The 24,458-nt window shown below is 55.4% G+C and carries 23 protein-coding genes; 11 read left to right on the top strand and 12 right to left on the bottom strand.

Features of this window, described 5'->3' with window-relative positions:
- Positions 1–13: 13 nt before the first annotated feature.
- Positions 14–1,135: an NAD(P)/FAD-dependent oxidoreductase gene (locus tag MRBBS_RS13195; RefSeq protein ID WP_014872027.1), complete on the top strand. Its 1,122-nt coding sequence runs from the start codon at positions 14–16 to the stop codon at positions 1,133–1,135.
- Here MRBBS_RS13195 and MRBBS_RS13190 read toward each other — a convergent pair.
- Positions 1,132–1,890, bottom strand: coding sequence for a ComF family protein (locus tag MRBBS_RS13190; protein WP_014872026.1), 759 nt, complete (start codon positions 1,888–1,890; stop codon positions 1,132–1,134). The genes MRBBS_RS13195 and MRBBS_RS13190 overlap by 4 nt on opposite strands.
- Before the next feature lie 49 nt (positions 1,891–1,939).
- On the opposite strand from MRBBS_RS13190, the gene bioB reads away from it, so the two are divergent.
- From bioB to MRBBS_RS13145, 9 genes are all read left to right on the top strand, one after another.
- Positions 1,940–3,004, top strand: a complete 1,065-nt coding sequence (gene bioB, locus MRBBS_RS13185; RefSeq protein WP_014872025.1) for a biotin synthase BioB — start codon at positions 1,940–1,942, stop codon at positions 3,002–3,004.
- A gap of 17 nt (positions 3,005–3,021) precedes the next feature.
- Complete coding sequence (gene bioF, locus MRBBS_RS13180; protein ID WP_014872024.1) at positions 3,022–4,218, top strand: 8-amino-7-oxononanoate synthase; 1,197 nt, start codon at positions 3,022–3,024, stop codon at positions 4,216–4,218.
- The gene (locus MRBBS_RS13175; protein WP_227497517.1) at positions 4,218–4,859 is read left to right on the top strand and encodes an alpha/beta fold hydrolase; all 642 of its coding nucleotides are present in this window, start codon (positions 4,218–4,220) and stop codon (positions 4,857–4,859) included. The genes bioF and MRBBS_RS13175 overlap by 1 nt, the downstream gene beginning before the upstream one ends.
- Before the next feature lie 86 nt (positions 4,860–4,945).
- Positions 4,946–5,782 carry a malonyl-ACP O-methyltransferase BioC gene (gene bioC / locus MRBBS_RS13170; protein WP_014872021.1) on the top strand — a complete coding sequence of 279 codons (837 nt, stop codon included), beginning with the start codon at positions 4,946–4,948 and terminating at the stop codon, positions 5,780–5,782.
- A 26-nt stretch (positions 5,783–5,808) separates the two neighbouring features.
- Positions 5,809–6,501 (top strand): dethiobiotin synthase, encoded by a 693-nt coding sequence (gene bioD / locus MRBBS_RS13165; RefSeq protein WP_014872020.1) that lies wholly within the window; start codon positions 5,809–5,811, stop codon positions 6,499–6,501.
- Positions 6,502–6,551: 50 nt separating this feature from the next.
- A complete protein-coding gene (locus tag MRBBS_RS13160) occupies positions 6,552–6,812 on the top strand; it encodes a hypothetical protein (RefSeq protein WP_014872019.1) in 261 nt (86 codons plus the stop codon).
- 38 nt (positions 6,813–6,850) lie between these two features.
- Positions 6,851–7,378 carry a putative metalloprotease CJM1_0395 family protein gene (locus tag MRBBS_RS13155; protein ID WP_014872018.1) on the top strand — a complete coding sequence of 176 codons (528 nt, stop codon included), beginning with the start codon at positions 6,851–6,853 and terminating at the stop codon, positions 7,376–7,378.
- Positions 7,379–7,692: 314 nt separating this feature from the next.
- Complete coding sequence (locus MRBBS_RS13150) at positions 7,693–9,492, top strand: acyl-CoA dehydrogenase C-terminal domain-containing protein (RefSeq protein ID WP_041635635.1); 1,800 nt, start codon at positions 7,693–7,695, stop codon at positions 9,490–9,492.
- Between the two features lie 210 nt (positions 9,493–9,702).
- The gene (locus tag MRBBS_RS13145; RefSeq protein WP_014872016.1) at positions 9,703–11,499 is read left to right on the top strand and encodes an acyl-CoA dehydrogenase C-terminal domain-containing protein; all 1,797 of its coding nucleotides are present in this window, start codon (positions 9,703–9,705) and stop codon (positions 11,497–11,499) included.
- Between the two features lie 84 nt (positions 11,500–11,583).
- On the opposite strand, the gene MRBBS_RS13140 is transcribed toward MRBBS_RS13145, so the two are convergent.
- The 4 genes from MRBBS_RS13140 to leuS all read right to left on the bottom strand — a co-directional run bounded on the left by MRBBS_RS13140 (position 11,584) and on the right by leuS (position 16,186).
- Positions 11,584–11,847: a hypothetical protein gene (locus MRBBS_RS13140; RefSeq protein ID WP_014872015.1), complete on the bottom strand. Its 264-nt coding sequence runs from the start codon at positions 11,845–11,847 to the stop codon at positions 11,584–11,586.
- 109 nt (positions 11,848–11,956) lie between these two features.
- A complete protein-coding gene (gene holA, locus MRBBS_RS13135; RefSeq protein WP_014872014.1) occupies positions 11,957–12,961 on the bottom strand; it encodes a DNA polymerase III subunit delta in 1,005 nt (334 codons plus the stop codon).
- Positions 12,958–13,596, bottom strand: coding sequence for an LPS assembly lipoprotein LptE (gene lptE / locus MRBBS_RS13130; RefSeq protein WP_014872013.1), 639 nt, complete (start codon positions 13,594–13,596; stop codon positions 12,958–12,960). The genes holA and lptE overlap by 4 nt, the downstream gene beginning before the upstream one ends.
- 1 nt (position 13,597) lies before the next feature.
- Positions 13,598–16,186 (bottom strand): leucine--tRNA ligase, encoded by a 2,589-nt coding sequence (gene leuS, locus MRBBS_RS13125; RefSeq protein WP_041635634.1) that lies wholly within the window; start codon positions 16,184–16,186, stop codon positions 13,598–13,600.
- 299 nt (positions 16,187–16,485) lie between these two features.
- On the opposite strand from leuS, the gene MRBBS_RS13120 reads away from it, so the two are divergent.
- Positions 16,486–17,034 carry a zinc ribbon-containing protein gene (locus MRBBS_RS13120; RefSeq protein ID WP_014872011.1) on the top strand — a complete coding sequence of 183 codons (549 nt, stop codon included), beginning with the start codon at positions 16,486–16,488 and terminating at the stop codon, positions 17,032–17,034.
- 11 nt (positions 17,035–17,045) lie between these two features.
- Here the strand turns inward: MRBBS_RS13120 and lnt are convergent, their stop codons facing one another.
- From lnt to MRBBS_RS13085, 7 genes are all read right to left on the bottom strand, one after another.
- Positions 17,046–18,608, bottom strand: coding sequence for an apolipoprotein N-acyltransferase (lnt, locus tag MRBBS_RS13115; protein WP_014872010.1), 1,563 nt, complete (start codon positions 18,606–18,608; stop codon positions 17,046–17,048).
- On the bottom strand, positions 18,609–19,460 hold the full coding sequence (locus MRBBS_RS13110) for an HlyC/CorC family transporter (RefSeq protein ID WP_014872009.1): 852 nt from the start codon (positions 19,458–19,460) through the stop codon (positions 18,609–18,611).
- Positions 19,457–19,933 carry an rRNA maturation RNase YbeY gene (gene ybeY, locus MRBBS_RS13105; RefSeq protein ID WP_014872008.1) on the bottom strand — a complete coding sequence of 159 codons (477 nt, stop codon included), beginning with the start codon at positions 19,931–19,933 and terminating at the stop codon, positions 19,457–19,459. The genes MRBBS_RS13110 and ybeY overlap by 4 nt, the downstream gene beginning before the upstream one ends.
- Entirely contained in the window at positions 19,930–20,925 is a 996-nt protein-coding gene (locus tag MRBBS_RS13100) for a PhoH family protein (RefSeq protein WP_014872007.1), read from the bottom strand. The genes ybeY and MRBBS_RS13100 overlap by 4 nt, the downstream gene beginning before the upstream one ends.
- A gap of 78 nt (positions 20,926–21,003) precedes the next feature.
- Entirely contained in the window at positions 21,004–22,350 is a 1,347-nt protein-coding gene (miaB, locus tag MRBBS_RS13095; RefSeq protein WP_014872006.1) for a tRNA (N6-isopentenyl adenosine(37)-C2)-methylthiotransferase MiaB, read from the bottom strand.
- Positions 22,351–22,520: 170 nt separating this feature from the next.
- Complete coding sequence (locus MRBBS_RS13090; RefSeq protein WP_014872005.1) at positions 22,521–24,137, bottom strand: NAD(P)/FAD-dependent oxidoreductase; 1,617 nt, start codon at positions 24,135–24,137, stop codon at positions 22,521–22,523.
- Positions 24,134–24,412, bottom strand: a complete 279-nt coding sequence (locus tag MRBBS_RS13085; RefSeq protein WP_014872004.1) for a hypothetical protein — start codon at positions 24,410–24,412, stop codon at positions 24,134–24,136. The genes MRBBS_RS13090 and MRBBS_RS13085 overlap by 4 nt, the downstream gene beginning before the upstream one ends.
- Positions 24,413–24,458: the final 46 nt, after the last annotated feature.

The raw sequence follows: 24,458 nt of genomic DNA, 5'->3' as shown, positions 1-24,458 counted from the left end.
CCGAGGGGGAATGATGGCCTTACCGTTGTTAATCGCAAAAACCGCCGTGATCGGGGCCGGTGTTGTTGGCTTGGCGGTGGCGCGCCGGCTGGCGCAACTGGGCCACGAAGTGATTGTGGTGGAGGCTGCCGGGCACATTGGTGAGGGTATTTCATCTCGCAACAGCGAGGTGATACACGCCGGCATTTATTACCCTCAGGATTCCCTGAAGGCGCGGCTGTGCGTGGCAGGTCGTGAACAACTTTACCAATACTGTCGCCAGCACAAGGTGAATGTCAGTAATTGCGGTAAGTGGCTGGTGGCCACCAGCGATACCCAGACCGAGCGCTTGGCGGGTATTCAGGCCCAAGCTGCTGGCAACGGGGTGGAGCTGGCTTTGCACGGCCGAGCTGAGATAAAAAAGGCACTGCCGGAGTTGACTGTTTTAGCCGGGTTGTGGTCGCCGCGCACCGGAATTATTGACAGTCACGGGCTGATGTTGTCGTTGCAGGGAGATCTGGAAAGCGCTGGTGGCCAACTTGCTTTGCATACGCCGGTCAACGCTATTGACAGTGGCGACGCCGCAGCCGGCGGAAAGCACCGGCTGACGTTGGGTGGCGCTATGCCTTGCGTGTTGGAAGTAGACAACCTGATCAACGCGGCAGGGTTGGGTGCGGTCGCGCTAACCCGCAACTGGCAGGGGTTGCCCGCTAGCCAGAAACCGCAGCAGTGGTACGCCCGCGGCGTGTATTTTAGCTACAGCGGCCAGCATTCGTTTCGTCAGTTGGTGTATCCGCTGCCGGAACCCGGCGGTCTGGGTGTTCACTTGACTCTCGATCTGGCAGGCCAGATTCGTTTTGGCCCGGATGTGGAATGGATTGAACGTGAAGATTACAGCGTTCAACCGGAACGCAAGGCCGCCTTTGTCGACGCCATTCGCCAATGGTGGCCTGGGCTGAATCCGGAAAAGTTACAGCCTGCCTACGCCGGTATTCGGCCAAAACTGGCGGGGCCAGACAGCGGCTTTCGTGATTTCCGCATCGATGGCCCGCTCCAGCATGGCGTGGCCGGGCTGGTAAATTTGTTTGGCATAGAATCGCCGGGGTTAACCGCTTGCCTGGCCATTGCCGATGAGGTCGCCGAGCGCCTGCGCTAGCCTGGAGTTCGCGCCAGCGCCCAGATCTGGATATGTTCAGCCCCGGCCTGCTGCAGCACATGCGCCAGCAAGCGCGCGGTGGCGCCGGTGGTTACAACATCATCGATAATCGCAATTCTTGGCGGAGGCGTGCCGGTGGTTTGAAATACGCCTTGCAGATTGGCTAACCGTTGTGAACGACTCAACGTGCGTTGCGCTTGAACGGTGCGTTGACGCTGCACCAAATTGCCTGCCAGCGGAATATCCAGCCGCGTGCCTAGCTGTTCTGCAATATCTCTGGCCTGATTAAAACCGCGCTGGCGCCTGCGCTGGGGATGCATGGGAGCGGGTATCAGTACATCCGGCCGAAGTTGCGGCTGGCGCAGCAGACTTTCGTGGGCCAATTCCGCCAGTGCGGCGGTCAGCGGGCGGGCATAGGCTCTTTGGCCCTGGTATTTGTAACGGCCGATCATTGCCGCCACCGGAAACTGGTAGCGCAGGGGCGCCAACGTTAAGTCGAACGCCGGTGGTCGCTGAATGCACTCGCCGCAAAGATGATCGGCTGCCGGAAACGGCAAGGGCAGTGCGCAACATCGGCAATGCCAGCGATTCCACGGCAGGTCGTTGTAACAGCCCCGACACAGACCGTTGCGGGCAACCGGGTTTAAACAGCCGACACAGCGCCCGGCTCGGCCTCCTTTGTTAACCAAAAAACCGCTTCTGCTGTTAACCAAAATTTTGTTTAGGGTTGACAGCCACGCCGATGGCTTTATCATTTGGCTTCTCCGTAAACCAAGAATCCTTAAAAGGTTAACAGGAACTTCTATGAGCGCCAATGAACTCCGTCACGACTGGACACTGCAACAGGCCCGGGCATTATTCGAGCTGCCATTCAGCGACCTGCTGTTTCGTGCCCAGACTTTACACCGCCAGTACTTCGATCCTAACGAGGTGCAAATTAGCACCCTGCTGTCGATAAAAACCGGCGCTTGCCCGGAAGACTGCAAGTATTGCCCCCAGAGTGGCCATTACAACACCGGGCTGAAAAAAGAAAAGCTGCTGGACGTTGAAAAAGTCGTCGCCGAGGCACGTGCGGCCAAGGCCAAGGGCGCTTCGCGCTTTTGCATGGGCGCTGCCTGGCGCAGTCCGTCCAAAAAAGACATGCCTTACGTGTTGGATATGGTTAAACAGGTGAAATCAATGGGCATGGAAACCTGCATGACCCTGGGCATGCTCAAATCCGAGCAGGCCGACGAGCTGGCAGCGGCCGGGCTGGATTATTACAACCACAACCTGGACACCTCGGAAAAATTCTACAGCCATATCATTACCACGCGCACCTATCAGGATCGCCTGGATACCCTGAGCAACGTGCGTAACTCCGGCATGAAAGTCTGCTGCGGCGGTATTCTGGGCATGGGTGAAGACGATGACGACCGCATGGGCCTGCTGATGCAGTTGGCGAACCTGCCCCAGCATCCGGAAAGTGTTCCGGTGAATATGCTGGTGAAGGTGAAGGGTACTCCATTGGAAAACGTAGCCGATCTGGACCCGTTTGATTTTGTGCGGATGATTGCGGTTGCGCGGATTATGATGCCTGCCTCCCACGTGCGCCTTTCCGCTGGCCGGGAGGATATGAACGAGCAAATGCAGGCTTTGTGCTTTATGGCCGGTGCCAATTCCATATTTTATGGTGAAAAACTGCTCACCACCGCCAACCCGGAAGCCGATGCCGACATGGCCCTGTTCCGCCGCTTGGGGATTCGCCCGGAGCAGCGCGAGCAGTGCGGCACAGAGCAACAGCACGAAGAAGTGCTTACAGAGGCTGTCAACCAGGAAGCAACGCGCCATCTGTTTTACGATGCGGCCCGCGAACCAGCGTCAGCTTGACCCGCGAGTGACCGAGCATGCGTGACTTCCAGCTTGAGTTGCGGCAACGCCGCGAGGCCGGTCTGCATCGCCAGCGCCGGGAAATCTCGGGCCCTCAGCGGCCAGCGTTAACCGTGAATGGCCAGCCATTGTTGTCGTTTTGTAGCAATGATTACTTGGGGCTGGCCAATCATCCGGATAACCGCAGAGTGCTGTCTGAGGCGCTCGACGAGAACGGCCTGGGCGGTGCATCTTCCCACCTGATTTGTGGCCATCACCGGGCTCATCAGCAGTTGGAAAACCAACTGGCGGCTTTTACCGGGCGCAGCTCGGCGCTGCTGTTCTCAACCGGATACATGGCCAACTTGGGTGTCATCTCGGCGCTTGCAGGTCGCGGCGATACGATTTTTTCGGATCGCCTTAATCATGCTTCCATTGTAGATGGCTGCAGACTCAGTGGGGCAAGGGTCAGGCGTTATCACCACGGCGATCTGGAGGCGTTGGCGCGAATGTTGGAAGAAACCGCGGGCCACAAACTGGTGGTAAGCGACGGCGTGTTCAGCATGGATGGCGATGTGGCCGCGTTGGTGCCATTAGCGCAGTTGTGCACAAAGCACGATGCCCTGCTGATGATCGACGACGCCCACGGTTTTGGCGTGCTGGGTCCCCAAGGGCGTGGCAGCGTTGCGGCGGCTGGGTTAAATGAAGAACAGGTGCCGGTGCTGATGGGCACTCTGGGCAAAGCCGCAGGCACCAGCGGCGCCTTTGTAGCAGGCCCTGCGTGGTTAACCGAATATCTGGTGCAAAAAGCGCGGACCTACATTTACACCACGGCCATGCCTCCGGCTCTGGCTCAGGCCAGCTGCAATAGCTTGAGCCTGATCGAAAGCTTTGATTCACAGCGCACACACCTGGCGGCGCTGATTGATCGGTTTCGCGATCAGGTTACGCTTATGGGCTATCACCTGATGCCCTCGGCCACGCCCATTCAACCGATTGTCGTGGGCTCTAACGAAGCGACGCTGGCGCTCAGCGCTGAGTTACAGAACCGCGGCCTGCTGGTGACGGCTATTCGCCCGCCCACTGTGCCCGACGGCCAGGCCCGTTTGCGCATCACCCTCAGCGCTGCCCATAGCTTTGACGATTTGAACCGCCTGTTGCGGGCGCTGGTGCAATGTCGCCCCGATTGTGTCGTAAGCCCCGTGTTTAGTGAACCCTTTGTAGAGAATGTTTGATGGCATGCACCAGTTCACTTGTGGTGATAGGCGGTTGGGGTGTGCCGGCGGCCATGCTGGAACCAGTGTATCGGTATTGGCAAGGCGTGGTGCAAGTCGTTTCATTAACCGATGACGGGTTAAGTTCCTGCGACAGCCCCGCACACGCGGCCGAGATTCTCCTCCAGCGTTACCCCCAGCCGTCGGTGTGGCTCGGGTGGTCGTTGGGCGCACAAGTCGCCATGGCTGCGGCTCAGGCCAATCCGCACTCGGTTAACAAAGTTGTGACCCTGGGTGGTTTTCCGCAATTTGTGGCGTCGCAAAACTGGCCTTGGGGCGTTTCGCCCGCTATTTTCCGGCGTTTTGAACGATATTTTGAGCGTGAGCCAAAGGCCTGTCGGGCGTCTTTTTTCGCTCAGATGATTGATGGCAGCGAACACCAGGCAGAACAGGTGCGCGCGATAAACGCTTGTTTGAAGCAGGGCTTGCCCGAGCCGATCGAGCCATTGGCAAAAGGCGTGCGCTGGTTGCGGCACTGCTGCCAGTTGCATACCTGGCAGCAGTGCCCGGTGCCAACATTACATCTGCGGGGCAGCTGCGATGCCAGTGGTTCCGCCTTGGGCCCAGCATCTGGCTATGCCCGCTCACAGCCGGGCGCTTAGCATTGACGGCATGGGCCATTGGCCCGGGGAGTACTATGGCCCCGAATGCTGGCAAGCCATTCACGATTTTCTAACGAGTTCACACGATGCTTGCCACTAAACAGGCGGTCGCCTCCGATTTTGGTGGCGCCAGCGCCAGCTATGAAGGTGCGGCGCGGCTGCAACGGAAAATGGGTGATGCCATGTTGGAAACGATTGCCCAGCCAGTACCACAGGACGCCACTGTTATTGATTTGGGCTGCGGTACTGGCTGGTATACGCGCCAGTTGGCGCAGCGCTTTGGTGCGCATACCGTCGGTGTAGACCTGGCGCCCGGTATGCTGGCATTTGCAAAAGCACAATCAAAAGCGCTGTCCAAAGCACCCTCGAACGCACTGCGCCCTGCAACTATCCAATGGTTAGAGGCAGATGCGGAGCGGTTGCCATTGGCTGGCCAGAGTGTGGATCTGATTTACAGCAATCTGATGATCCAGTGGTGCCATAATCCACAAGGCGTATTGCGGGAATGCCAGCGGGTGTTGCGCCCGGGTGGTCAGTTGTGGGTGTCAACGCTGTTGCTGGGGACACTGCAGGAGCTGCAACAGGCGTGGACCCTGGCCGATCCACATCAGCAGCATGTAAACGGGTTTATTTCTGCCGCGGATTTCGCGGCCACCACCGTTGAGATTTTGCCAGCGGCACAATGGCGCTCGCAGATGATCACTCTGGATTATCCAACGCCGATGGCGTTGATGAACGAGCTCAGGCAACTGGGGGCGGGCTACAAAGATATTCAGCGGCGCAAGACCGCCACTGCACCCGGCCGATTAAAACAGATGTGCCAGAACTATCCGCAGCAGCCCGATGGAAGCATAGTCGCCAGCTATCATGCGGGCTGGTTAGAATGGCGAAAACCGTTGCTAACACCATTAACCTGCGATTAAACACTCACCCTGTCAGGGCAACTTCAATGGCTAAAAAAACCTATTTTGTGACCGGCACCAATACTGATGTGGGCAAGACCGTGGTTACCGCAGCGTTGCTGGAGGCCGCGAAGCTGGCGGGTAAACGTACCCTGGCGATGAAACCGGTTGCCTCTGGATGCGTGCAAACGCCAGATGGCTTGCGTAACAGTGACGCGCTTATTCTGCAGAACGCGATGACTGAACAGCTGCCTTATGACGTGGTCAATCCAGTCGCTTTGGAACCTGCGATTGCACCCCACGTGGCGGCTTCGCAGGCAGGGCGTAATCTGAGCGCCGATCGGTTGGCGGGGTTTTGTCGCGGCATACAGCTGCGCCCGGCAGACCTGTTACTGATCGAGGGAGCTGGCGGCTGGCGGGTGCCTTTAAACGATCGTGAAACCTACAGTGCCCTGGCGCAGCTATTGAATATCCCGGTGATTCTGGTAGTCAGTTTGGAGCTTGGGTGCATTAACCACGCGTTGCTGAGCGCCGAAGCCATTCGCCGCGATGGGTTGGTATTGGCCGGCTGGGTGGCTAATCGGCCGCGGGAAGCTGTGATGAGCTGTGAAACCGATACCCTGGCGTATCTGCAACAGCACTTGGGCTGCCCGTGCCTGGGTGTTATGCCCTGGCTGAGTGAGCCCCGGCCACAGGCTTTGGCTAAATTCCTGAATGTGACGCCGTTGATTGAAAATTGAACAGCATTGTGGCTTACTAAGGCTGTAACTATCTCCTCTGGTAGGTAACCATGATCAACAGTAGTCTTCCCAGTGCGCTCAATAGCGGTATGCAAGGCATACAGAGCGGTGTTGCCGGCATGGAAGATGCTGCCCGCCGTATCGCCCGCGGTGGTGTGGATGGCCCCCAGGGCAGTGGTGGCCCAACTGCAAGTGGGATGATCGAGCCCATAGTGGATTTACAGTTGTACAAGCGCAGCGTTGAAGCGTCCGCGCAGGTGGTAAAAACCGCGGACGAAACCCTGGGGTCGCTCCTCGATATCATGGCTTAAGGCCCTCGCTCTGATAGTTAGGGTTATACTCTGACACCATGAATATTTCGTCCGCTGCTCCTCAAACATCAGCTGCAATTCTGCGCCCGTCGCCTGCCAGCGGGCAGTCGCCCCGCCTGACTGAATCCGATTTAAAACTGCTGACACAGCTAAAAGCCCGTGACCGAGAGGTGCGTGCCCATGAGGCTGCCCACCAGGCCGCGGGTGGTCAACATGCTGGTGCAATGTCGTTGACCTACGAGCAAGGGCCAGACGGCGTGCAGTACGCGGTGGGCGGTGAAGTGCCTATCAGCGTATCGGCGGTTTCAGGTGACCCCAAAGCCACGGTTGAAAAAATGCGCACCGTGCGCGCGGCCGCAATGGCCCCGGCCCAGCCTTCATCAGCGGATCTCGCCGTGGCTGCCCAAGCCATGCAAACCTTGCAGCAAGCTCAGGTAGAGTTGGCAAACCCGGCCGTGAAAGAGCCGCTGGGCGTTCGCCTGGCCCGCGACGCTTACGCAAGGGTGTCCGCCTTTGGCGAAGACAACAGTCCTCGTACAACTGGTTTTCTGAACGTCTCTGTCTGAAAATTTCTATATCTTTCGACTTCTTATGATGCCCATTAAACCCTTTTTCGCGACTTATCGCGCCTTAATCTTAGTAAGCTAACGTAAACGCTAATTTCACAGTTTCAATGGCTGACGGATGCCGGGTTCATGTGGGAGGGAGTTGACGCAGAACAAGTTATTTGACACGACTATTGACAATTCTGTGCTTCGAAACGTATGTTTCAAACAATCGTTTAAAAACTCGACGCACGTTACCGGAATTTGTCCGGCTGCATCGGGTCTCCAGCTGCCACAATTCAAGGCAGCCATCATTGAAAACCGAGGTCGATTACATGCCTGACTACAAAGCACCGCTGCGCGACATCAAATTTGTAATGAGTGAGCTGCTGAACAGCGACAGCCACTACGCCAACCTGGAAGGCGCCGAAGACGCAACGCCGGATATGATCGATGCGATCATTCAGGAAGGCGCAAAATTTGCAGAACAGGTACTGTCGCCATTGAACCAGAGCGGCGACCGTGAAGGTTGTACCTGGAGCGAGAGCGGCGTTAAAACACCGGCCGGTTTTAAGCAAGCCTACAGCAAGTTTGTTGAGGGCGGCTGGCCGTCATTGGCGGCTGACCCTAATTACGGTGGGCAGGGCTTGCCTAGCTCCCTGGGTATCGTGATGAGCGAAATGAATGGCACAGCCAACTGGTCTTGGGGCATGTACCCGGGTTTGAGCCACGGCGCCATCAACACTTTGGAAGAACACGGTACGGAAGATCAGAAGCAGACGTACCTGACCAAGATGATCAGCGGCGAGTGGACTGGGACTATGTGCCTGACCGAAGCACACTGCGGGTCGGATCTGGGAACTCTGCGCACGAAAGCCGAACCCAATATGGATGGCTCGTACAGCATCACCGGCACCAAGATCTTTATTTCGGCAGGCGAGCATGACCTGACCGACAACATCGTTCACATTGTGCTGGCCCGTTTGCCTGGCGCACCGGTAGGCACCAGGGGCATTTCCCTGTTTGTGGTGCCCAAGTGCCTGCCCGCGCAGGACGGTTCAGCTGGCGAGCGTAATGCGTTGTCTTGTGGCTCTATTGAACACAAAATGGGCATCCACGCGAACGCCACCTGCTTGATGAACTTCGACGGCGCCAAGGGCTGGTTGATTGGCGCGGAAAACAAAGGCCTGAACGCTATGTTCACCTTTATGAACGTCGCACGTATTGGTACCGCTATTCAGGGTCTGGGTGCGGCAGAGCTGGGTCTTCAAGGCTCAGTGGCCTATGCCAAAGACCGCCTGGCCATGCGTGCGTTAAGTGGTGCAAAAAATCCGGACAGCTATGCAGACCCGATCATTGTGCATCCGGACGTTCGCCGCATGCTGCTGACCCAGAAAGCCATCGCTGAAGGCGCCCGTGCGCTGATTTACATGACCGCACAGAAAGCCGATATTGTTCAGAGTGGTAAAACCGAAGAAGAGCGCAAGGCCGCTGACGAATTGTTGGGTTTTTTGACACCCATTGCCAAAGCGTTCCTGACTGAAATTGGATACGAATCAGCCAGCCTGGGAATGCAGGTATTCGGTGGTCACGGCTATGTCTCCGAGTGGGGCATGGAGCAGAACGTGCGTGACGCCCGTATCGGCATGATCTATGAAGGCACCACCGGCATTCAGGCGCTGGACTTGTTGGGTCGTAAGGTGCTGATGACTCAAGGCGAATCGTTGAAAGGCTTTACTAAGTTAGTACACACTTTCTGCAAGGAAAATACCGACAACGAACACATGAAGCCGTTTGTTGAACCGTTAGCGGCGATCAACAAAGAATGGGGTGAGCTGACCATGAAGCTGGGCGTGAGCGCTATGAAAAACCGCGAAGAGATTGGTGCCGCGTCTGTGGACTACCTGATGTACTCCGGTTACGCGGTATTTGCATACCTGTGGGCGCAGATGGCAAAAATTGCTCAGGACAAGTTGGCAGAAGGCAGCACGGAAGAGTTGTTCTACAACGCCAAATTGCAGACTGCACGCTTCTACTTCACCCGTATGCTGCCGCGCACCCGGGCCCATGCAGTAACCATGCTGGCGGGTGCTGACACCCTGCTGGATATGCCGGAAGAGGCGTTTATTATTTAGCGCTGAGGCGGTTGAGTCATTGCTAACGCCGCAAAAGGCCCGTCTCGATCTGGGACGGGCCTTTTTTTATGAGTTAGTGACGGGATTGCGGTAAACTCTGCGCAGTAAAAAAATAATAATCGCGGACACACGTACAGACAGGGCACCGGCTTTTTTCTACCGGACCGCGTCCTGACCAGACAGACTGTTACTGAATGTTGGAGAGCTTTAATGGCCGATTATCAGGCACCCTTACGCGAAATGCGTTTTGTTTTGAATGAAGTGTTCGATGCCCCCGCACTGTGGGCGTCGTTGCCAAAAGTAGCAGAAAACGTAGACCCGGACACTGCCGATGCCATTTTGGAAGAAGCTGGCAAAATCACCAGTGCCGTGCTGGCGCCGTTGAACCGCGAAGGCGATGAGCAAGGCTGCAAATGGACAGCCGAGGGTGTCACTAGCCCTGAAGGTTTCAAAGAAGCCTACCAGACCATTGTGGACGGCGGCTGGAATGGTCTGGGTGGCAACCCGGAACAGGGTGGCATGGGCATGCCAAAAACTCTGGTGTCCCAGTTTGAGGAAATGCTGCAGGGCGCCAACATGGCGTTCGGTCTGGCGCCTATGCTTACCGCCGGTGCCTGCCTGGCGCTCGATGCTCACGGCAGCGATGAACTGAAAGAAACGTATTTGCCGAAACTGTACTCCGGTGTCTGGAGTGGCGCGATGGATTTGACCGAGCCCCACGCCGGCACCGATCTGGGTATCATCCGCACCAAAGCCGAGCCCAACGATGACGGCTCCTTCGCCGTCACCGGCACCAAGATATTCATTACTTGGGGCGAGCACGACATGGCGGAGAACATTGTTCACCTGGTGCTAGCCAAGCTTCCGGGTGCACCTAAAGGTCCCAAGGGCATTTCCATGTTCTTGGTGCCAAAGTTTCTAGTGAAAGACGACGGCTCGCTGGGCGATCGCAACCCGGTAACCTGCGGCTCTATCGAAAAGAAAATGGGTATCAAAGGCTCAGCTACTTGCGTGATGAACTACGATGCAGCCAGAGGCTGGCTGGTAGGGGAAGAAAATAAAGGCCTGAACGCCATGTTCACTATGATGAACTATGAGCGCTTGGGTGTTGGAGTGCAGGGTTTGGGCGCAGCTGAAGCGTCACTGCAGAGTGCCCGTGAATACGCCAAAGACCGTATTCAAAGCCGCGCGCCCACTGGCGCTCAGCAGCCAGAAAAAGCCGCTGACCCAATTCTGGTGCACCCGGACGTTCGCCGCATGCTGCTAACCATGAAAGGCTATGTGGAAGGCGGTCGTGCTTTCTCTACCTACGTCGCGCAGTGGCTGGATATCGCCAAATACGCCGACGACAGCGAGCAGGAGCGTCGCATCCATGCTGAAGGCATGGTGTCGTTGCTGACGCCGGTGGCTAAGGCTTTTCTGACTGACCGTGGCTTGGACGTCTGCATTATTGGTCAACAGGTGTTGGGTGGCCATGGCTTTATCCGCGAATGGGGCCAAGAGCAGTTAGTACGTGATTGTCGCATTACCCAGATTTACGAAGGCACCAACGGCATTCAGGCACTGGACCTGATGGGCCGCAAGGTTGTGGGCAGCCAGGGCAAGCTTTACGAGCTGTTTGCCCAAGACGTAGCGACGTTCATTGAGGAAAACAGCGACGAACAAAGCCTGCGCCCGTATCTGAAGCTATTGGCTGCGGCTCTTGAGCGCCTGTCAGACGTAACCGAGCACGTGATCAATCAGGCATCAGAAACCCCTGATGCTGTAGGTGCGGCTTCGGTGGATTATCTGGATCTGTTCGGCCTGACCGCACTGGCGTATATGTGGGCCCGGATAGTGAAAGCGGCTGCAGTGAAAGCCGAGGGTGACACCTCTGGTTTTTATACCGGCAAGCTGAAAACGGCGCGCTTCTACTACGATCGCTTGTTGCCAAAGACTGTGTCGCTGGCGGAAGGCATTCGCAGCGGCAGTGAATCGATGATGGCGTTGACGGCTGAAGAGTTCTGATCAGTTTCTGTCGATGCTAAACAAAAAAGCAGGCTATCAAGCCTGCTTTTTTTGGGTTATCCAACGCTTAGACTCTGCTAAGTGTTACTTGATCTTGTCGCGAATGTTCTGATATCCCTTCTTCAGATCTTCACCCATAATCTGAACCGTTAACAACGCTTCGGTGGAAACCTCGGTGGCGTCATCCAGTGCGTGATCACACTTGCCTTTGAATCGGTCCCACTCCTGTTCCAGATTATCAAACTCGTCTTTGACATCTTGACGTGCCAGATGGAGCTGTACGCGTGCTTCGTCGCGGTATTGTCTGATTTTTTCTGGCAGCGTTTTTAGTTCTTCCTGAAGTCCCATATTTGACGCCTCCTTACATGGATAAGAACTAAACAATGCGCCGGATGGTGGGAAGTTTCAAGCGTCTGATGCACTGCATCGAGCCTGTATAGAGCCGGTTTGATCTGCGTCAGGATCTGCTGACAAGTAACGCGGACATGTCTCTTAAATAGTGCCAGGGGCCCAGTGGGTCGAAGCCTTTGGCTGCGCGGTCCACTTCGCTGCACAGGTGAATGGCGTTATTCAGTTGTGAACGGTTGAGGCGTTTTGCCGCCTGCTCCAGGGTCTTTGCCCGCTGCGGCTGGAAGACTCCGCGTTTTTTAAAAAAAGCAGCAGGTGCGGTGTTTTGCCCGGCGGCTTTCAGTTCCAGCAGCAGATGAATGTCCCGCGCCAGCACGGTGAGCAAGCCAAGCGGGTTTTCGCCTTCCTGTTGTAATATACCGATCATTTTGCAGGCGTGCGACGCATTCCCCGTCAGCAGTTCGCTGACCAGTTCAAAACCGTTAAAACGCGAGCTGTCCTGCACAGCCTGTTCCACCAGGCTTTCGTCAATAGTTGCGCCCTTGCTGAATAGCGCCAGGCGTTCCAGTTCCTGGCTGGCGGCCAGCAGATTGCCTTCCAGCCGCTCCGCCAGTATTGCCAAAGCGTCGCGGGTTAGAGTCAGACCACGACTGGCGGCGCGCTGTTGTAACCAGCCGGAAAACTTGTCAGCGTCTACCGGCCATACCGGCACGTGCAGGCCTTTGCCTTGCAGGTCTTTGTACCATTTACGGCGGGTTTCAGCCGCATCCAGACGGGCGCTGATCAGCAGCAACACAATGTCGTCGGCGGGTTGCGCGAGTATCCGTTCCATTACGGCGCGGCCGTCACCTAGCTTGCCTGTTGGTAAGTGGACTTCGATGCGACGTTTTTCGGCGAACAATGACATGGCGTTGACTTCATCGGCCACGATGTTCCAGTCAAAATGGTTGTCGGCGTGAAAGGTGAGCCGGTCCAGAAATCCTTGATCGCGGGCGACTTTACGGATCTGATCGCAGCATTCTTGCACCAATAGCGGTTCGTCACCGGATACCAGGTACACCGGCGCCAGGCCTTTCTTAAGGCTTTGGGGCAGTTGCGCCGGTGTGGTTTTCATGGAGCTGGAACCGGTGTCTTGGCTGCCGGTTCTGTTCCCGCTTCGGAGCTTTCCACAGAGTTGCCAGTAGCCTCCTGATATTGTTCGCGAAGGGCATCAATACGCGCTTGGGTCAGGGGTGCCAGACGGAAAATAATTTGCTGGGCCAGTCGCTCCTGCAGCTGTTTTTGCAACGTCTTTTCTTCGCGCTGCTTGGCCAGCACGTTGGTTTCATCATAGCGATAGCTTTCACTGGCATTCAGGCGGGTGTCGGCAATCAAGGGCACGTTGTCGCGACTGATCAGGTTGATGCTGACCGACTGGCGCAGGGTGTATTCGGCCGCACCTGCGTTAATCGTAATGGCACTGGCGCGGCGGTCTTCGGTGTACTGGCCGATTGCGAGTATGTAATCGGCGGCGTTGGCTTCACGAACATCCACGTCTCCCAGAGTCAACTGCTGACGAACCGACTGACAAAGGTCTATCGGTACATCACGGGTGCACTGCAAAGCCAGTGGCTGTAGCGCAGCAGAAACCGGCGCCGCACCACGAAGCTGAAAACCGCAGCCGCTGGCGGTTGCCAACAGACCAATGGTTAGAAGAACGCTTCGCGCCAAGGCTGGTGTCCGTTGTGATGCAGGCTGCCGTTGGGTCATATCAGTTCGCCACCACGTTAACCAGTTTGCCGGGAACAACAATCACCTTGCGCACGGTATTGCCTTCGGTGAAGCGCACCACGTTGTCGTTTTGCAGGGCCAGCTGTTCTAGGTCGGCTTTGCTGATGTCTGCCGGCACGTCTATCTTGGAGCGCACTTTACCGTTCACCTGCAGCACAATCTGGATTTCACTGCGCACCATGGCGCTTTCGTCTGCCACCGGCCAGCGTGCATCGACCACAGGCTCGTTGTGGCCCAGTGATTGCCACAGACTGTGGCACACGTGGGGCACAATTGGCGACAGCATCATCACTGCGGTTTCCAGGGCTTCCTGGCGTACGGCGCGGGCCTGGGGCTCGCTGTCGTTGAGCTTGCTGACTTCGTTCAGCAGCTCCATCACCGCGGCAATGGCGGTATTGAACGTCAGCCGGCGGCTGATGTCGTCACTGACCTTGGCAATGGTTTCGTGAGTTTTGCGGCGCAGGTTCTTCTGACTGTCATTCAGCGCTGTGACGTCTATAGCAGGCACTGTGCCGGCGCTGGTCACTTGCTCATTCACCAGGCGCCACAGGCGCTTAAGGAAGCGGTGGGCGCCTTCAACACCGCTGTCTGACCACTCCAGCGACTGCTCGGGGGGTGCCGCAAACATCATAAACAGGCGCACGGTATCGGCGCCGTGGGCGTCGATGATCGATTGCGGGTCAATGCCGTTGTTTTTCGACTTTGACATCTTGGTAACGCCACCGGCATGCACCGGTTGGCCGTCGTCTTTATGGACGTAGCCGGTTATCTGGCCTTTGTCATCGCGCTCGGCGATCACGTCGGTGGGTGGAATCCAAACGGTGCCGCCTTTGGCGTTTTCGCGGGAATAGGTTTCTGCCAGCACCATGCCTTGGGTCAGCAGTTGCTTGAATGGCTCGGAGCTGGTGACCAGGCCTACGTCGCGCAGCAGCTTATGGAAGAAGCGGGCATACAACAGGTGCAATATGGCGTGTTCAATGCCGCCGATGTATTGGTCTACCGGCAGCCAGTAATTGGCGGCGGCCGGGTCTAGCATTCCTTTGTCGTAGTTGGGGCTGCAGAAGCGCGCGTAGTACCAGGACGACTCCATGAACGTGTCAAAGGTGTCGGTTTCGCGGGTGGCAGGTTGGCCCTCAAAAGAGGTTTTGGCCCACTCTGGGTCCGCTTTAATCGGGGACTGTACGCCGGTCATTTCGACGTTTTCGGGCAACAATACCGGAAGCTGGTCGTCTGGAACCGGGCGTTGGCTGCCGTCTTCCAGAGTCATCATCGGAATGGGCGCGCCCCAGTAGCGCTGGCGCGATACGCCCCAGTCGCGCAGGCGATAGTTTATGGTGCGTTTGCCAATACCTTGGTGTTCCAGATGGTCGGCGATGGACTCGAAGGCTTCATCGCTGGTCATGCCACTGTATTTGCCAGACGACACCAAAACGCCTTTTTCAGTGAAGGCTTTTTCTTGCACGTCTATATCAGGTTTGTCGCTGGCGGAGATCACCTGTTTGATCGGCAGGCGGTACTTCAAGGCGAATTCGTGGTCGCGCTCATCGTGGCCGGGAACGGCCATCAGAGCGCCGGTGCCGTAGTCGGTCAGTACAAAGTTGGCGATCCACACCGGAATATCTTCCTGGGTCAGCGGGTGCACGACTTTGAAACCGGTATCAATGCCTTTTTTCTCCATGGTCGCCATGTCGGCTTCCGCGGTTTTGCTGTTGCGGCACTCATCTACAAAACGGGCAACGCCTGGATGGCGCTCGGCAGACGCTTTGGCTAATCGATGTTCTGCAGCGATCGCCATGTAAGTGACGCCCATCAGGGTGTCGGGGCGGGTGGTATAAACCGTCAGGCCGTCTTCGCTGTTTTTCAGCGGGAAGGTGAGTTCGGTACCCACGGATTTGCCAATCCAGTTGCGCTGCATGGTCTTGACCTGTTCCGGCCAGCCATCCATATCGTCCATGTCGTTCAACAGTTGTTCGGCATAATCGGTAATGCGGATAAACCACTGGGGTATGGCTTTCTTTTCCACCAGCGCGCCGGAGCGCCAGCCGCGACCATCAACAACTTGCTCGTTAGCCAGCACGGTCTGGTCGACCGGGTCCCAGTTCACGGTGGACATCTTTTTGTACACTAGGCCTTTTTCATACAGACGGGCAAAGAACCACTGTTCCCAGCGGTAGTAATCCGGCTTGCAGGTGGCCAGCTCGCGGCTCCAGTCGTAGCCGAAGCCCAGCTGTTTGAGCTGGTTCTTCATATATTCAATATTGGAATAAGTCCACTTGGCGGGCGCAGTCTTGTTGGCAATGGCGGCGTTTTCCGCAGGCAGGCCAAAGGCGTCCCAGCCCATAGGCTGCATGACGTTTTTCCCCAGCATGCGCTGGTAGCGGGAGATTACGTCGCCGATGGTGTAGTTGCGAACGTGGCCCATGTGCAGCTTGCCGCTGGGGTAGGGGAACATGGACAGGCAGTAGTACTTTGGTTTGCCCGGTTCTTCCTTCACCGTAAACGTGTTGTTATCAGCCCAGAAATCGCGGGCGGTCTGTTCTACGTCACGGGGATTGTATTGCTCGTCCATACCTGCCATTACCAAAGTTACCCTGTATCAATATGATGTTCGCAGCGGGCGGTTATTCTAACGCACACGGGCGGTAACAAGTAGTCTGCTTGAGTTCCGCGCTCGCTGTGGCTTTGGTGGTGTCGCATTTGGGCGAACTACCGTCACTGCGGGAGGCGCGCCAACTTTAATAATGTGTGCCATGATGGGATTAATCGGCAGTGTTTTAACACCGAAACTGGTGGCAGTGTTGCATTTTCGGTGAATTTTGAAGTGCCTTGCCCCCCCCAAAGTTATCAGCAAAGCGGAAGGAAACGCCCATGACCGAACCCGAACGTAATCAGCTATCTGGAAAAGCCCTTGAGGCCTACGATCGCATGCTTGAGCAGGTGCAGAGCCGCCTTCGTACGGTGCAGGAAACCTCCATGGAAACCCTGGAAGAGGAGATCGACAAAGCGATTGAAGCCGAACATGAACTGCAGGAGATGACCCGTGATGAGCTGAGCTTGTTGGGGGCTTACCTGCAGCGGGATCTGGAGCATTTGATGGACTTTGTGGGCGAGACCGGAGAAGGCCTGGCGGAATGGCTGCAACTGGATCTGTCGTTACTGGAGCAACGGCTGACCGAGCGCCTGTTGTCGATTGCTGACCAAACGATGGTTGATACGCTGGCACTGCGCCAGAAGCTGGAAAGCCACGAGGCCGGGCAGTATATCTCCGGTGAAGTGGCCACCGCGGGCATGTTCCGCTGCCTGAACTGCGAGCACATGTTATGCCTTACCTCCACTAGCCATCTGCAACCCTGCGAAGCCTGCGGGTCGCACTATTACGAGCGGGTGACCAGTCGCTGGCCGATTAAGGCAAGTTGATTTGTGGCCTGTTAGAGCTTCGGTATAACCCGCTCGCGGACAAACACAATTAAGATAAGCGCAAACGTCAGTACCGGCCAAGATGACGTCACCATATAAGGCGTGCTGCCGCTGGCGCCATAAATCTGGCCGGTCATAACGGCACGTTCGAACTGCGGAATGCGTTCGGTTATCTGGCCTTTATTGTTGATGATCGCGGTTACGCCGTTATTGGTGCCGCGCAGCATGTAGCGCCCGGTTTCCAAAGCTCGCATTCGGGCCAATTGCAGGTGCTGCAACGGCCCGATGGAATCACCAAACCAACCGTCATTGCTGATGGTTAGCAGTAGATCCGCGTTCAACGCGTTACGTGCCAAAAAATCCGGATAGGCTACTTCGTAGCAAATAAACGGCATTACCCGCAGCCCATTCGCATTCAGAGCCGATTGGTTTTTCGGACCTGGCGTGAAGCTAGACATGGGCAAATCAAAAAAACCGATCAGTCCCCGCAGATATTTTTCTAGCGGCACGTACTCACCAAATGGCACCAGTTTCTGCTTGTGATAAATGCCTTCGCCGGCGCCCAGTGCGGTAATGCTGTTGTGGTAGGTAAAGCCTTCCGATCGCTCACTGAAGCCGTACCAGGGTATGCCTGTAATCAGTGTGCTGTTCTCGCCCAGACGTTCGTTGATATGGTCAATGATCTTGCCGGCTTTATCCTGGGGAATAGGAATGGCGGTTTCCGGCCAAAGAATAATGTCGGTGTTCCAGTGGTCTTCGGTCATGCCCAGATACGCCACAATCTGGTCTTTCAAAAACTCCGGATCCCACTTGATCTGCTGGGGAATATTGCCCTGCATGGCGGCCACGGATGTGGGCTCTTGCGCCAGAGTCGTCCAGTCTGTGCGATTCAGGGCAGGGGCGATCAGCCAGGGGAATAACCCTGCGACCACCACGGTAGCAGCAAAAGTGTGCCGCGTTTGTAGTATCAGCCAGAGCGCGCCATAGGCGGCAACGGCGGTCGTTATTATGGCGAGAGTAACCAGATGCACTCCGCCTAGGGGCGCTAACCCGGCCAGCGGCCCGTCGGTGTGTGCGGTGCCCAGATACAGCCAGGGAAAGCCCGTGAGTACCCAGCCCCGTAGCCAGTCGCCCAAAAGCCAAATAGCCGGGAATAACAGCAGCCGGCGCACTGCGCTGGAGCGCGCGAGCTTGCCCCAGAACCAGAATGCCAGGCCATGAAACAGAGCCAGGCCAGCCACAAACAGCGCGGTCAGCACAATGGCGATCCACTGACTGGTATTGCCGTACTGGCTGATGCTGACGTATACCCAGCTGGCGCCGCTGGCGAACAGCCCAAGGCCGGTAAGCCAACCGGCACGGAACAGCTGGCTGGAAGCCAGAGGCACGCACACCAACAGAATCAGCAATATGGAAACAGGACCCAGCAACCATAAATAGTAGGGCGCAAAGGTCAGGGTTTGCAGCCCGCCGGCAATCAACAGCAGCGCGGCTCCTAGCCAGCGGTTGGCTGACAGGGAGCGGGTGACGGCAGAGGGAATGCTGGCGGGGTGTTGGTTGCTCGTGTTATTCACCTACAACTCACTGCGGGTAACCTGTAATAAGCGAATAACGCGGTTGTCGGCGTTGGCAATGGTAAAACGCAAGCCACCGAATTCAACCGTTTCACCGCGCCTTGGCAGGTGTCCGAATTCCTTGAGAACCAGGCCGCCAATGGTGTCGAATTCTTCTTCGTCAAAACTGGCGCTGAAGGCTTCATTGAAGTCATCAATAGGGGTCACGGCTTTCACCGCCCAGCTGTCATCGCCGTGGGCTTTGATGTGGGTTTCTTCGTCGAAATCGTGCTCGTCTTCGATTTCGCCCACAATCTGTTCCAACACGTCTTCGATGGTGACCAGACCGGCGGTACCGCCGTATTCGTCAACCACCATCGCCATATGGTTCCGATTTTCTTTAAATTCCTTGAGCAACTGGTTCAAGCGCTTGCTCTCGGGCACAAAATTGGGTGGTCGCAGAATTTCGCGGATATGATTCCAGTCCAGCTCGCCATCCATCGCCAGTGGCAACAGGTCTTTGGCCAGCAGCACGCCAATGACGTCATCCGGGTTGTCGCCAATCACCGGAAAACGACTGTGGGCGGAGGAGATGATTTCACCAAGGAATTCACGGGGGTCCTGGTTCGCTTTCACCGTAATCATTTGCGAGCGAGGAATCATGATTTCTTCTACGCGCATGTCCAGAACCTGCATCGCACCTTCGATGATGCTCATGGCATCGGTGTCGATGATTTCTTGGGCTTCGGCATCGCGCAGAATTTCCAGCACGTCTTCTACAGATTCTGGCCCGCTGGAAAAGGCCTGTGATATACGCTCCAGCCAAGATTTGTTACTGCTACCCTGGCTGTGACTCGAGTGATCATCGCTCATGAGTCTTTTTCGGTTACCTCTGCGTGGTCGTAAGGATTGGTAATGCCGATCTGCGCCAGCAGACGTATTTCGAGGCCTTCCATTTCCTCTGCCTCGTTATCGTCGATGTGGTCGTAGCTCTGCAGATGCAGCATGCCATGAATAATCATATGCGCCCAATGGGCGTGAGTGTCTTTGTACTGTTCCCGGGCTTCTTGTGCAACTATTGGAGCGCAAATAACCAGATCACCCGCTAATGGAATGTGTATACCGGCCGGCGCTTCAAATGGAAAGGACAGGACGTTCGTCGGTTTGTCTTTTCCGCGGTACTGGAAATTCAAGGCATGCATTTCAGATTCGTCAACGATACGAATGGTGACTTCGGTTGGCTCATCGCCCTGCCAGGCCAACTGCGACCACTGCCGGAATTGGTTTTCCGACGGGATGTTCGCCGCGTCGCTGGCTAACTGCAAGTCCAGTGTGACGGTGTTCACCGCTCGTTGCTGCCGTTGCGATCGTTACCATCGTTAATAGCACCGTAAGCTTCAACGATACGCTGAACCAGCGGGTGGCGAACCACGTCTTTGGATTCAAAACGAATAAAACTTATCCCGGCGACATTATTCAGTACCGTGGCGGCGTGAATCAGCCCTGAATTCTGGCCGCGGGGTAGGTCAATCTGAGTTGTGTCCCCGGTAATTACCGCGGTAGAGCCAAAGCCGATGCGGGTCAGGAACATCTTCATCTGCTCGCGGGTGGTGTTTTGGCTTTCGTCCAGAATGATGAACGAGTTGTTCAGTGTGCGCCCGCGCATAAACGCCAGCGGTGCAATCTCGATCACGCTTTTTTCAATCAGACGCGTTACATGTTCAAAGCCCAGCATCTCGTAAAGAGCGTCGTACAGCGGGCGAAGGTATGGGTCGACCTTCTGCGCCAGATCGCCGGGCAGGAAACCCAGTTTTTCGCCCGCTTCCACCGCCGGGCGCACCAGCAGTATGCGTTTAACTTGCTCGTCTTTTAATGCTTCCACTGCGCAGGCAACCGCTAGCCAGGTTTTACCCGTACCCGCTGGCCCAATGCCAAAGTTTATGTCGTGGGTGCGAATATTGTGCACATATCGCTGCTGGTTGGCACCACGAGGTTTGGCGGTTAGCTTCGGGGTTTTGATAATGGTTACGGCACCGTCAAACGGAATATCTTCCGGCAACCGTTCAAAACCGGTTTCGCGGATATACAGATGCACTGTGTCTGGCGTCAGATCCTCGGTGGCTTCTGTTTCCCGATACATGTGCCGCACAACCTCAGTGGCGGCTGCCACATTTTCGGTCGCACCCTGAACGCGGAAGTGATGCCCGCGGCGGCTGATAGAAACCTGCAAGCGACGCTCAACCTGTTTCAGATTTTCATCAAACTGGCCGCAAAGAGTCGTTAAACGGCGCTGATCAATCGGGTACAAATCAAATTGTCTGGAATCGTTGGCGTCCAAGTTTTCTCCGTTTTACCCCCGTGGTTCTTGTAGGGAGCATTTTTTGATTTTGCTGATATCGGCGATGGGCAAAATTTTTCAATACAATTCAGAATCCACCGGCAAACCACGCAAGGAATTCGAATAAGCCGCTATGATCTCAACGTCTATAAAATGCCCGATAGCCGCTGAATTGTCATGGCGGAAATTGACGATACGGTTGTTCTCCGTGCGGCCTGAAAGCTCGCCCGGATCCTTTTTAGACAGACCGGTCACCAAAATGCGCTGCGTAGTACCCACCATTTTGCGGCTGATGTCCATAACCGTTTGGTTTATACGATCCTGCAGAATCTTCAGACGCTGCTTCTTCACCGCCATCTCCGTATTATCCGGCAAATCTGACGCTGGAGTGCCGGGGCGTGCGCTGTAAATAAAGCTGAACGACATATCGAAACCAATGTCATTGATCAGCTTCATCGTGTCTTCAAAATCTTTCTCGGTTTCACCGGGGAACCCAATGATGAAGTCCGATGAAAAACTGATGTCCGGTCGAATCTTACGCAGGCGGCGAAGCTTGGATTTGTACTCCAAAGCCGTATGGCCGCGCTTCATGGCTGAGAGTATGCGATCAGAGCCGCTTTGCACCGGCAGGTGCAGATGGTTGACCAGTTCTGGTACCTGCTCGTAAACATCAATCAACGCATCGGTGAATTCCACCGGGTGTGAGGTGGTGTAGCGAATGCGGTCAATGCCATCAATGGTGGCAATCAGCGTGATCAGTTCGGCCAAGTCCATCACATCGCCATCGTGAGTGTCGCCACGGTAGGCGTTCACGTTTTGGCCCAAAAGGTTAATTTCGCGCACGTTCTGTGAGGCCAGATGAGCCACTTCCGCAATCACATCGTCCGCCGGCCGGCTGACTTCTTCGCCGCGGGTGTAGGGCACCACGCAGAATGTGCAGTATTTGCTGCAGCCTTCCATAATCGACACAAATGCAGACGGGCCATCGGCGCCGGGCTCTGGGAGATTGTCGAATTTTTCAATTTCCGGGAAGCTGACATCGACCACGCCGACGCCGTTACCCTTCATCCGTACCTCGGTAATCATGGCCGGCAAACGGTGCAGCGTTTGCGGGCCGAAGACCATATCTACAAAGGGCGCACGGTCAATAATCGCTTGGCCTTCCTGGCTGGCCACGCAACCGCCAACGCCGATGATCAGCCCCGGTTTGTTCTTTTTCAGATTTTTCCAGCGACCCAATTGGTGAAACACCTTTTCCTGGGCCTTTTCACGAATGGAGCAGGTATTCAGCAATAGAATATCGGCGTCTTCCGGGCTGTCGGTCATTTCAACCGCTTCACCGACTTTTAAAAGATCAGCCATGCGGGATGAATCGTATTCATTCATCTGGCAGCCGTGGGTTTTGATGAATAACTTTTTGGCCATGGGTCTCAACGCAACTGGATGTATTGGGTGCCCGCAGTCAGGATTTTCGGGCAAGAAGCTTTCGCAAACATAATAAGAGAAGCAACTGAATAGTATAACGGGGCGATCATTCCGCAACCAGCGCTGTCTCGGTAATCTTCCAGATTTGCAATGCTATGGCCCCGACGTTTTTATGCGGACTTCTGATGCCAGGTGTTGATGCTGAGCGCCATAGCTTCGGCGACTTTAATGCCGTCTATGGCCGCTGACAGAATGCCACCGGCATAGCCCGCGCCTTCACCGGCGGGGTACAAACCTTGAGTGTTGATGCTCTGAAAATCTTTACCGCGCTTTATGCAGATAGGTGCAGACGTTCGGGTTTCTACACCGGTCAATAGCGCATCTTCCAAAGCAAAGCCTTTAATTTTTCTGTTGAAAACCGGAATGGCTTCGCGAATAGCCTCGATACAAAAATCAGGCAGCGCTTTCGACAAGTCGGTCAGTTTGACGCCGGGTTGGAAAGAGGGCTCTACACTGCCAACCGTTTCGGAGGACGTTCCTTTTAAAAAGTTACCCACTTTCTGTGCTGGCGCATCGTAGTTGGAACCACCTAACACGTAGGCATTACGCTCGAGTGCTCGCTGGAAATCGATTCCTGCCAGTGGATTTCCCGGGTAATCTGACGGATCAATACCCACGACAATCGCACTGTTGGCATTACGTTCGGCACGGGAATATTGGCTCATACCATTGGTCACCACGCCATGTTCCTCCGAAGCGGCAGCCACCACAGTGCCACCCGGGCACATACAAAAGCTGTATACAGAGCGCCCGCTTTTACAATGATGAACCAGCTTATAGTCGGCAGCACCCAGAATCGGGTTGCCCACATTTTTGCCAAAACGCGCTTTATCAATGACGGATTGTGGGTGCTCGATGCGGAAACCAACAGAAAACGGCTTGGCCTCGATATATACCTTGCTATCGTAGAGCATCTGAAAAGTATCGCGGGCACTGTGACCAATCGCCAACGCGATGTGTCTGGAATGAATCACTTCGCCATCGGCTAATACCACACCGGTAATCTGGCTGTTGTCGATTTGCACACCGTCAACGCGGGCGCTGAAACGTATCTCGCCTCCCAGTTCGATGATTTTCGCACGTATCTGCTCAACCATAGTGACCAGTCGAAAAGTACCTATGTGCGGTTTACTGACAAACATGATCTCGTCTGGTGCTCCGGACGCCACAAATTCGGTTAATACCTTACGACCGTAGTGATTCGGGTCTTTCACCTGGCTGTAAAGCTTACCGTCAGAGAAGGTTCCGGCACCGCCTTCCCCAAACTGCACATTGGATTCGGTATTAAGGATTTTCTTGCGCCAAAAACCAAAGGTGTCTTTCGTACGCTCACGCACCTCTTTGCCGCGATCCAGAATAATGGGTTTATAACCCATCTGCGCTAGCACCAAGCCGGCCAACAGACCACAGGGCCCAAAACCGATGACAACCGGGCGTTCCTGTAAATCTGCCGGGGCCTTCGCCACGAACTGGTAGCTCATATCCGGAGTTGCCTTAACCAGCTGATGTTCAGTAAATTTTTTGATCAGGGATTCGTTATGGGTGGTCTCAACATCGAGCGTGTAAATAAGCATGATATTGGTTTTTTTACGGGCATCGTATCCGCGCTTATGCACGTGAATGCTCACCAGATCGTCGGCCGTGATTGATAAACGATCCAATACAGCGCTGGTCATCGCTTGATCATCGTGATCAAGCACCAGTTGAATATTCGTCAGCCGTATCATTTTGAAACACCCTCAACTTCAACCACCGTTCTAACGTCAGATCGCTCAATAATCTTCACCAGGGTCGATTGAATCGCTTCGTCTTTCCGGGCGTCAGTAACGCTCGAAAATGCCTGCTTCTGAGGCTCTGCGTTCTCCTCCGCAACAAATGAAATAACAACTTTCATAGCGGAGTCCGACGTCTCTCCAAAGTATTCCAACGAAATCAACGGATAGCCATCAAAGCCCTTCTTTACCAGCTTTGCGATCCGCTTTTTTGCCTTATCGATATTCATAATAAAAGCCTGCTGATAAACAGCTCAAAAAAATGAGTATAAATGA

The sequence above is a fragment of the Marinobacter sp. BSs20148 genome (genome assembly GCF_000283275.1).
GTDB lineage: Bacteria > Pseudomonadota > Gammaproteobacteria > Pseudomonadales > Oleiphilaceae > Marinobacter > Marinobacter psychrophilus.
This window is presented reverse-complemented; position numbering and strand designations above follow the sequence as displayed.

Coding starts and splice junctions, on each gene's coding strand:
- miaB (WP_014872006.1), bottom strand. CDS start 22,350: ATGGCCAAAAAGTTATTCATCAAAACCCACGGCTGCCAGATGAATGAA.
- bioC (WP_014872021.1), top strand. CDS start 4,946: ATGCTTGCCACTAAACAGGCGGTCGCCTCCGATTTTGGTGGCGCCAGC.
- MRBBS_RS13150 (WP_041635635.1), top strand. CDS start 7,693: ATGCCTGACTACAAAGCACCGCTGCGCGACATCAAATTTGTAATGAGT.
- bioB (WP_014872025.1), top strand. CDS start 1,940: ATGAGCGCCAATGAACTCCGTCACGACTGGACACTGCAACAGGCCCGG.
- MRBBS_RS13090 (WP_014872005.1), bottom strand. CDS start 24,137: ATGATACGGCTGACGAATATTCAACTGGTGCTTGATCACGATGATCAA.
- MRBBS_RS13195 (WP_014872027.1), top strand. CDS start 14: ATGGCCTTACCGTTGTTAATCGCAAAAACCGCCGTGATCGGGGCCGGT.
- MRBBS_RS13190 (WP_014872026.1), bottom strand. CDS start 1,890: ATGATAAAGCCATCGGCGTGGCTGTCAACCCTAAACAAAATTTTGGTT.
- MRBBS_RS13085 (WP_014872004.1), bottom strand. CDS start 24,412: ATGAATATCGATAAGGCAAAAAAGCGGATCGCAAAGCTGGTAAAGAAG.
- bioD (WP_014872020.1), top strand. CDS start 5,809: ATGGCTAAAAAAACCTATTTTGTGACCGGCACCAATACTGATGTGGGC.
- MRBBS_RS13120 (WP_014872011.1), top strand. CDS start 16,486: ATGACCGAACCCGAACGTAATCAGCTATCTGGAAAAGCCCTTGAGGCC.
- lptE (WP_014872013.1), bottom strand. CDS start 13,596: ATGACCCAACGGCAGCCTGCATCACAACGGACACCAGCCTTGGCGCGA.
- MRBBS_RS13155 (WP_014872018.1), top strand. CDS start 6,851: ATGAATATTTCGTCCGCTGCTCCTCAAACATCAGCTGCAATTCTGCGC.
- MRBBS_RS13140 (WP_014872015.1), bottom strand. CDS start 11,847: ATGGGACTTCAGGAAGAACTAAAAACGCTGCCAGAAAAAATCAGACAA.
- bioF (WP_014872024.1), top strand. CDS start 3,022: ATGCGTGACTTCCAGCTTGAGTTGCGGCAACGCCGCGAGGCCGGTCTG.
- leuS (WP_041635634.1), bottom strand. CDS start 16,186: ATGGACGAGCAATACAATCCCCGTGACGTAGAACAGACCGCCCGCGAT.
- holA (WP_014872014.1), bottom strand. CDS start 12,961: ATGAAAACCACACCGGCGCAACTGCCCCAAAGCCTTAAGAAAGGCCTG.
- MRBBS_RS13175 (WP_227497517.1), top strand. CDS start 4,218: ATGGCATGCACCAGTTCACTTGTGGTGATAGGCGGTTGGGGTGTGCCG.
- MRBBS_RS13110 (WP_014872009.1), bottom strand. CDS start 19,460: ATGAGCGATGATCACTCGAGTCACAGCCAGGGTAGCAGTAACAAATCT.
- MRBBS_RS13145 (WP_014872016.1), top strand. CDS start 9,703: ATGGCCGATTATCAGGCACCCTTACGCGAAATGCGTTTTGTTTTGAAT.
- MRBBS_RS13160 (WP_014872019.1), top strand. CDS start 6,552: ATGATCAACAGTAGTCTTCCCAGTGCGCTCAATAGCGGTATGCAAGGC.